Origin of the sequence: Neorhizobium sp. BETTINA12A, from assembly GCF_023006485.1 — a bacterium.
Lineage (GTDB): Bacteria > Pseudomonadota > Alphaproteobacteria > Rhizobiales > Rhizobiaceae > Neorhizobium.
In genome coordinates this window covers 1-8116 of sequence record NZ_JALBGW010000196.1, presented here as the reverse complement: position 1 = coordinate 8116, position 8116 = coordinate 1, and the positions used below count along the sequence as shown (strand labels likewise).

At 65.1% G+C, this 8116-nt stretch carries 7 protein-coding genes; 3 read left to right on the top strand and 4 right to left on the bottom strand.

The genetic code is table 11. The annotated features are described in order from the left end of the window. Together MOV61_RS26570 and MOV61_RS26565 are read left to right on the top strand one after the other, a co-directional pair. Window positions 1-448: FAD-binding oxidoreductase (locus tag MOV61_RS26570; RefSeq protein ID WP_247138731.1), on the top strand; the 448-nt coding region annotated here is incomplete at its 5' end. Window positions 449-505: 57 nt separating this feature from the next. After that, complete coding sequence (locus tag MOV61_RS26565; protein WP_247138730.1) at window positions 506-1411, top strand: LysR family transcriptional regulator; 906 nt, start codon at window positions 506-508, stop codon at window positions 1409-1411. Window positions 1412-1429: 18 nt separating this feature from the next. On the opposite strand, the gene MOV61_RS26560 is transcribed toward MOV61_RS26565, so the two are convergent. From MOV61_RS26560 to MOV61_RS26545, 4 genes are read right to left on the bottom strand one after another with little or no spacing between them, the layout of a single operon-like run. Beyond that, window positions 1430-2797, bottom strand: coding sequence for an NAD(P)/FAD-dependent oxidoreductase (locus MOV61_RS26560; protein ID WP_247138729.1), 1368 nt, complete (start codon window positions 2795-2797; stop codon window positions 1430-1432). Beyond that, window positions 2794-3117, bottom strand: coding sequence for a (2Fe-2S)-binding protein (locus tag MOV61_RS26555; protein WP_247138728.1), 324 nt, complete (start codon window positions 3115-3117; stop codon window positions 2794-2796). Before MOV61_RS26555 ends, MOV61_RS26560 begins: the two co-directional genes overlap by 4 nt. After that, window positions 3114-5102, bottom strand: a complete 1989-nt coding sequence (locus MOV61_RS26550) for a hydantoinase B/oxoprolinase family protein (protein ID WP_247138727.1) — start codon at window positions 5100-5102, stop codon at window positions 3114-3116. Before MOV61_RS26550 ends, MOV61_RS26555 begins: the two co-directional genes overlap by 4 nt. A 6-nt stretch (window positions 5103-5108) precedes the next feature. After that, window positions 5109-7193, bottom strand: a complete 2085-nt coding sequence (locus tag MOV61_RS26545; RefSeq protein ID WP_247138726.1) for a hydantoinase/oxoprolinase family protein — start codon at window positions 7191-7193, stop codon at window positions 5109-5111. A 214-nt stretch (window positions 7194-7407) separates the two neighbouring features. On the opposite strand from MOV61_RS26545, the gene MOV61_RS26540 reads away from it, so the two are divergent. After that, window positions 7408-8116 (top strand): FAD-binding oxidoreductase (locus MOV61_RS26540; protein WP_247138725.1); only part of this gene is annotated, 709 nt, incomplete at its 3' end.

Genomic DNA, 8116 nt, shown 5'->3' with positions numbered 1-8116 from the left:
GTTCATGCGCCGCTGGCGCAGCCTCTCGCCCGGCGGCCTCGAAGGTCTGCGCAGCGGCCATGAAAGCCTGGCCCGCTGGCGGCTGGACCGACCGACGCCGATGGAGCATATGCGCATCCTCGATCCGGCCGTCGACGCGAGCACGATCAAGCTGACATATGAGCGCGCCGTCGAACTGCTGCCGGCGATCGGCGGGCGCCGCATCACTGCGAGTTGGGCCGGTTATATCGATTCGACCCCGGACGGAGTTCCGGCGATCGGCGAAGTCGCGAGCGTTCCGGGCTTCATCCTGGCGGCAGGGTTCAGCGGCCACGGTTTTGGTATCGGACCCGGCGCCGGCCACCTGATCGCCGACATCGTCACCGCCGCCACCCCGATCGTCGATCCGCTACCCTATCATCCCAAACGTTTTCAAACCTCCGCCTGGGGCAAGGTGGCGGATTTCTGATCTTGGGGCCGATGGACTAGAGTGAAACCCGCGAACCAAAGGACACGGTGAACCCGAATGCAGGCACGCCAGCTCGAGGTCTTTTGCATGCTCATGCGGACCGGGACAGTGACCGGCGCGGCGGCGATGCTCAACATATCGCAGCCTGCGCTCAGCCAGATCCTGCTGCATGCCGAGGACCAGCTAGGCTTCAAGCTTTTCAACCGGCTCCGCGGAAAGCTGGTTCCGACCCGGGAAGCCGAAGAGCTTTATCCGGAATGCGAGCGGATTTTTTCCGAGCTCAGCGCCCTTCGCCGGCGCACCACGGACATGCGTTTCGGCCGCACCGGGCTGATCCGGATCGCCGCGTCAGCACCGCCGGCGATGTCGATCGTACCCAAGGCGCTTCTGTCGTTCCGTGCGGCCCATCCTGATATCGTCGTGCGCTCGCTGATCGCCCCGCTGGTCAACGTCGTCGACATGATCCGCGACGGGGACGCGCCGCTCGGAATCGTGATGAACAACACGGCCCGTCCGGGTATCGACGTGGAGACACTCGGGCACACGCAACTTGTCTGCATCATCCCTGAGCACCATCGGCTGGCCGAACTGGATCGGATCGGTTTTGCCGACCTGCAGAACGAGACTTTGATCTCCTACCGGGCCGGCACACTGCCGGGCCGGCTTCTGATCAGCGCCGCGGCCGCGGAAAAGCAGATATTCAACCCGGCAATCGAGATCGATATCTCTATTACCGCCCTGCCCTTCGTCCGCGACGGCTTTGGTGTCGCAATCGTCGATCGGCTCCTGCCATGGCAGCAGTTTCCGGGGCTTGTCCTTCGGCCGCTGCAGCAGAAGATTTCCGTGCCGATCGCCTTGCTCACCAGCCGAGACCGCCCGTTGACGGGAAGCCATCTCGCCATGCGCGACGATCTTCGGGAGGCCTGTGCCAGCGTCCTGAAGGCCGGTGGTTTGGAATCTTAGGCATCTCGGCCGAGCCGGTCAGGCATCGCGAACCCATTCACCGATCGGCAGGGGTCTGGCGGGGGCCTGTTCGCGGAGCCGGCCCGCGTCACAGACCTTGATACCGGCCTTTTCGGCGATCAGCTCGGCGCCGGCGAGCTGACAGTAACGCCCTTGGCAGCGGCCCATTCCGACGCGCGCCAGCGATTTGACCCGATTGGCTTCGCCACCGCCGTAAACGACGCTCTCGCGCAACTGACCTGCCGTCACCCCTTCGCAACGGCAAACGACCGTCTCGTCCGGAACGGCGCGGACCATTTCGCCCGGCCAGGGAAAGGCGCGGGCAATGGCGCGGCCAAAACGTTCGTAGCGGCGCAATCGGCGCAGATCCGACGTTGCGTCCGCCGAAGGAAGACCCATATCGGCAAGGCAGGCGGTCGCGGCAAGCCGACCGGCCACCTCCGCCGCGTCGGCGCCGAGAATTCTCAGACCATCACCCGCTAGATAAAGTCCCTCGGCCGCCCTGCCCATCCGGTCGGTCCGGGGCAGCCATTGCGACCAGCTTTCGTCGTAGTCGAACGTGCAGCCTGCCAGGCCCGCGAGCTGCGTTTCGGCGCGCAAGTGCCAGCCGAGGCAGACCATGTCGCAAGCCGTCACATGCGCCCGGCCGTGTACATCCCGCCAGCACAGGCCGGCGGGGCCGCGTTCGTCGGTTTCGATCCGGTCCAAGGTCACGCCGGCATGATAAAGCCGACCGAGCTTTGCCCGCATCAGCAGTCCACGCAGGACCAGGCTGGGCCTTACCAGCATGCCCGGAAGACCTGCTGCCTGGTCGCTGATCGAGGAGGTGTCGAGGATCGCGGCGATTTTGGCGCCGGTTTTCAGCAACTGGGTCGCGACGAGTGTCAGCAGCGGTCCCGAACCGGCAAGAACGATCCGGCTGCCGAGGGCGACGCCCTGCGCCTTCAGGGCGATCTGTGCCGCCCCCAAGCTGTAGACACCTGGTGCCTGCCAGCCGGGGATCGGCGCCAGGCGATCCATGGCGCCGGTGGCAAGGATCAGGCGGTCGTAGGTGAAATCCTTGCGGCCGGCGGGCGTCAGCGCCTGCAGGAAATTGTCGGCGATCGTCATGACCGAACTTTGCGGATGATAGTCGATCTGCCCGGCGGCAACCATGCGGTCGAACACCGTATGGAGTGCCACGGCCTTGCGAGCTTCCGGTCCGTAGAGCTGTTCCGGCGATCGCACGAAGCCCCGTGGCGGGCGCCGATAGATCTGGCCACCCGCTTTGATGCCCTCGTCAATGACTATCGGTTTGACCCCGGCCTGCACCAGACGCTCTGCGGCGCGGATACCGGCCGGGCCGGCGCCGACGATCACCACCTTTTCAGCGCCCGGTGCCGTCATGGCCATGCTTCCGGCGGCACGGTCCGCAATTGCATGCCCTCGGCGACCATTGTCGAACAGGCCCGCAGCCGGCAGCCGTCCTCCTGCCATATCCAGCAATCCTGGCAGGCTCCCATCAGACAGAAGCCCGCCCGTTTCTCCCGGCCGAATTCCGACTGCCGCACGGCAGGTCCGCAGACCAGGACGGCGGTGAGCACCGTGTCGCCGGCCAGTGCCTGGCAATCGGCGCCATCCAGCCGGAACCGAACCTGCGGCCTGCCCTTTTCGGCAAGGCGCACAATTCGCCCCCCGAGAGCGGCAGGCGGCAATCCAGATGTCATTCGGCAGCCTCTTTCCGCGCCTCGGCGGGGCTTGGCATGTTCGTGAAGCGAGCGCGCACATCCGCGAACGCGGCGGCCACGCCTTCGGCTCCGACCCGCCCCTTCATCCGACGGAAGATCTCCGTCTTGGTGAAGAAGCGCCAATGGATGGGAAGGCCCTGCAGCAGGTCGGTCAGCAGGTCGTAGGCCTCCGGCGTCCATTGCGCCTCGTAACCTTCGCGCTCGGGGCCATAGTGAAAGTGTCCGGTCGGGGCGGTCCGAGCGGCTCTCACCTTTTCGGTTTCAGCCTCGTCCACCGTGCCGTCGCGGATGACGACGCCATAATCACGTTCGGCAGCCTCGGAAGAAACGTAGCCGCGTGCGACGTCCCGCGCCACGCGCCAGGTCTCGCGCTCGACAGGGTTGCCGCGCCCGCCGCCGCCGGCTGAGCGGATCTCCAGGACGTCGCCTGGCTGCAGAACCGCGGTATCGATATTGCCGAGCCGCTGGAAGTCGTCACGGCCCGGGTTCAGCACCATGTCGGACAGACCGGCGGCCCTGCCGCCCAGTGTGCCCCAGGGGCGGAAGAAGCTGCGGTCGCGGTTCCGGGCGGTGATGCGGCTGCCGGGCGAGAAAACCCGGAAGGCCATTTCGGTCGCCAGCCCACCGCGCCAGCGTCCGGCGCCGCCACTGTCCTTTGCCAGGCCATATTTGACGAACTCGATCGGCACTTCCGTCTCGGTGATCTCGATCGGGGTGTTCTTGAGATAGGCGGCATCGGCGCCGGAGCCGTTGGTGCCATCGCGGTGGGGCATGCCCCCGCCGCCGCCGACCACCGGATTGACGGCGGCGATCACGGTGCGGCCGTTCCGTTCGTCGGTTGTCATGACGTTGACGATGCAATTGTTGCCTGCCGGTGCTGCCGGCAGCTTTTCAGGCACGGCCTGGCAGAAGGCGCCGAATATGACGGAGCGCAGCCGCGCGCAGGTCAACGAGCGCATGCCGACGGCAGCCGGCGCGATCGGATTGAGCACGCTGCCCTTTGGCGTGATGCAGGTGAACGGTCTCGTCAGGCCGGTATTGAGGAGGATCTTCGGGTTCAACGTGTAAAGTACGTAATAGACGCCGACCAGAAGCATCGTATGGCGCGGATCGCCGCCCGAGGGGACATTGAGCGAAGAGCCGAGCTGGGGGTCGGAACCGGTGAAATCGAGGATTGCCTCGTCGCCCCTGATCGTCAGCGTCAGCTTCAGGCGGCACGGGTTGGCTTCGACCGAATCCTCGTCGGCATAATCGACGAATTCCCAGGCCCCGTCCGGCATGGAGCGCAGAAGATCGCGCGCCTGCGCTTCGGCGTGGTCGAGCAGGACCTCGGTGCCCTCCAGAAAGGCTTGCTTGCCGAATTTCTCGACCATGGCGAGGATCTTGCGTTCGCCCGTGTTGAGCGCCCCGACCAGAGCTTTCATGTCGCCAATATTGAGATCAGGCTTGCGGACATTGGTGGTCATGATCTTCAGGATGTCTTCGTCGAAGACACCTTCGTTGACCAGCTTCATTGGCGGGAAGCGGATGCCCTCCTGATGGATTTCCGTCAACGCTCGTGACAGGGAGGCCGGCACCGCGCCACCCATGTCGGTGTTGTGGATATGACCGCCGGTCCAGGCGATGATCTCGCCATCGTAGAAAACCGGTTTCCACAGATGGGTGTCCGGCGCGTGCGTCGCCACGAAGCAGGAATAGGGATCATTGGTGAATGCCACGTCGCCGGGCTTGTAGTCGTCGATCATCGCGATCGCGCGGCTATAGGTGAGACCCGGATACCAGGTCGCGCCCAATCCCATCGGCACGCCGAACGTCTCGCCTCTGCGATTGACCAGCATGACCGTGAAGTCTTCCGTCTCCTTGACGAAGGCGGAATGCGCGGTCCGCTGCAGCGTATAAGCCATGTTTTCGGCAGCAGCGCGGGTGTGATTGGCAAACACCTGAAGGTTCAAGGGATCGAACATGGGCCATTACTCCGAAAAGGTGAGATGCAGGTTCAAGTGACGATCGACCTCGACATGTGTGCCGCTCGGGATCGCAAAGGTCGTATCTTCCTGGGCAACGACCGCCGGGCCGGCGAAGCGGCTGCCGGGACGCAGGCGATCACGCCGATAGAGGCCGATCCACTCGAAGCTTTTGCCGGTAAAGACCGGGATCTCGCGCTCGGGGTTGACCGCCTCACCGTCCTCGCGGGCATCGACCGGGATTTCCAGTGCCGGGCCGGCGCCGATTGCCGAGAGACGCAGGTTGACGATCTCGATCGCGCCGTCCGGATCATGGAAATCGTAGAGCCGGGCGTGCATGGCATGGAAGGCTTCCTCGATCGAACCGAGCTTGCCCTCGGCGATCCAGGCTGGCTGGATCGGCACTTCGATCTCGAAGCTTTGACCGACATAACGCATGTCGGCGGAGACATTGAGCGTCGCGGCGCCGGCATGCCCCTGCTTGGCGAGCCAGTTGCGCCCCTCGACGGCAAGCGCGTCCAGCGCCTCGCGCATTTGTGGTGCCGCCTCGTCGGAGAGATGGGTAAACACCGTGCGGATGAAGTCGCCGCGCAGATCTGCGACCAGGCCCCCGAGCGCCGAGACAACACCCGGACGCGGTGCGCCGATCACCTTCGCCATACGAAATTCGCGGGCGAGAAACGCGCCGAGCATGGGGCCGCCGCCGCCGAACGGCATCAGCGTGAATTCCCTGAGATCGACGCCGGCGCGCGATGCGAGTTTCTCGACCTCCACGAACATTTCCGAGATGGCGACGTCGAGAATGGCCTGGGCGGCCTCCTCCGCGGTCCGGCCGATCTTTTCAGCGAGCCGCGTGACGGCCGCGCGGGCAAGCCCGACGTCGATCTGTAGCTGCCCGTAGGCCATCTGGCTGTGACCGAGCCAGCCGCAGACGGCCATGGCGTCGGTCACTGTCGTCTGTTCTCCGCCGCGTCCGTAACAGGCAGGCCCGGGTGTCGAGCCGGCCGATTCCGGTCCGACCCGCAACACGCCCTGCGCATCGACGCTGGCGATAGAACCGCCGCCGATGCCGATCGAGCTGACCGAGACGGACGGGATATGCAGCGGGAACTCGCCGACCAGCTCGCCGGTGCCGAATTGCGGTTCGCCGTCGATGATCAGGGCAAAGTCGGCCGAGGTGCCGCCGATATCGAGGGTGAGGATATGCTTTTCGCCGGCACGGCGGGCGAGCCAGGCGGCGCCTATGACACCGGAGGCCGTGCCGGACAACAGCATCTGCACGCATGACCGCTTGCCTTCGTCGGCATTCATCACGCCGCCGTTCGACTTGGTCAGCAGCGCCGGCGCAGTGACGCCACGCGAGAGCAGCTTTTCCTCGAGTGCGGTCAGATAACCGGAGACACGCGGGTGGACGTAACCGTTGAGGATAGCGGTGGTGGTCCGCTCGTATTCGCGGATGACCGGCCAGACCTCGCTGGACGTGAAGACGAAGAGTTCGGGGGCGATCCGGGCGATTTCTCGGCTGACCGCCACCTCATGGATGTCGGTGCGCCACGAATGCAGGAAGGAGACGATGATACCGGCGGCGCCATTGGCCTTCGCCTTTGCGACCGCTGCCGCGACCGCCTCCAGATCCGGCGCCTCGATCTCGCTGCCATCCGTCCGCAAGCGAGCGGGAATGCCGAAGATCATGTCGCGGGCAATGAGCTGGTCCGGCCGGGAGCAGAACAGTGAATAGACGTCCGGCATCCGCAACCGCGCCAGCTCGATGACGTCTTCGAAACCGGCATTGGTCATCAGCGCCAGCGACACGCCGCGACGCTGGATCACGGTGTTGATGCCGACGGTCGTTCCGTGGACAAAACGGCTGACGGCTGCGGGTTCGAGCCCTTCCCGTTCGGCCAGAAGCGACAGTCCCGTCATCAGCTCCGCACCCGGATCGTCCGGTGTCGTCAGAACCTTGAGCGAAGCAACCCGGCCGGATCGCGTTTCCAGTGCACAGAAGTCGATGAAGGTCCCGCCGATATCGACGCCGATCTTCCAGTCCTGCTGATCGCTGGTTCCTTTGCCTGGCGCGGCCGCACTGTCCATGTCGCTAAGTCCTTTCCTGCTGCTTGTCATGAAGCTGGCACGAATGGGCAAAGGCGGTCCAAGAGCGAAAAAGCCGCTGCCCATAAGTGCCGCTTATGCCTCGCCAAGAAGGTCCCATAGGTCCGGCTTATGGGAAGGCGAAAACCTCGACTTTGACACCGGCCGGCCGCACCGGAATGGTGGCGAGGATGAAAGACGTTGCGGAACCGGCCTTATGGATGTGATCGTGCTGGGTGGTGGCCTGATGGGGGCCGCATCGACCTATTTTCTCGCTCGGCGTGGTCTGCGCGTGACGCTCATCGAGCGGAACCGGGTGGGCAGTGGCGCGACGGTCGCTTCGTTCGGCAATATCCGCCGCAGCGGCCGCTACCTGCCGCAACTTCCCCTCGCCCGACGATCGCTGACGCTTTGGGGCAAGGCGGCGGAGATGCTGGACCGGGACGTCGAGTTTCGGGCGACCGGCCATGTCCGGTTGGTGTTCAGCCAGACGGGTCTCGAGGAAATGCGCAGTTTCGCGACAGCCGCCAGACCTTGGGGTCTCAACCTTGAGGAACTTGCCGCGACGGAGCTCCATGCCCGTTTTCCGGGGCTCGGACCCGAGGCGATCGCCGCCTCCTTTTCTCCGGAGGATGGAAGCGGCAATCCGCGCCTGATCGCCCCGGCTTTCGCGGATGCCGCGAGACGTATCGGTGCTAAGATCGTCCAGAACGTGGAGGTGAAAGCGATCCGGCGAAGCGCCTATGGCTTCGAGGTAGAGACCTCGAACGGCGTCCACGCCGCTGCTTGCCTGCTCAACACTGCCGGCGCCTGGGGCGCCCGGATCTCCGCGCAATTCGGGGAAGCCGTCCCGGTCGTCGCGAAGGGGCCGCAGATGGGGGTGACCGAGCCGCTGCCGCATCGCATCCAGCCGGTCGTCGGCGTCT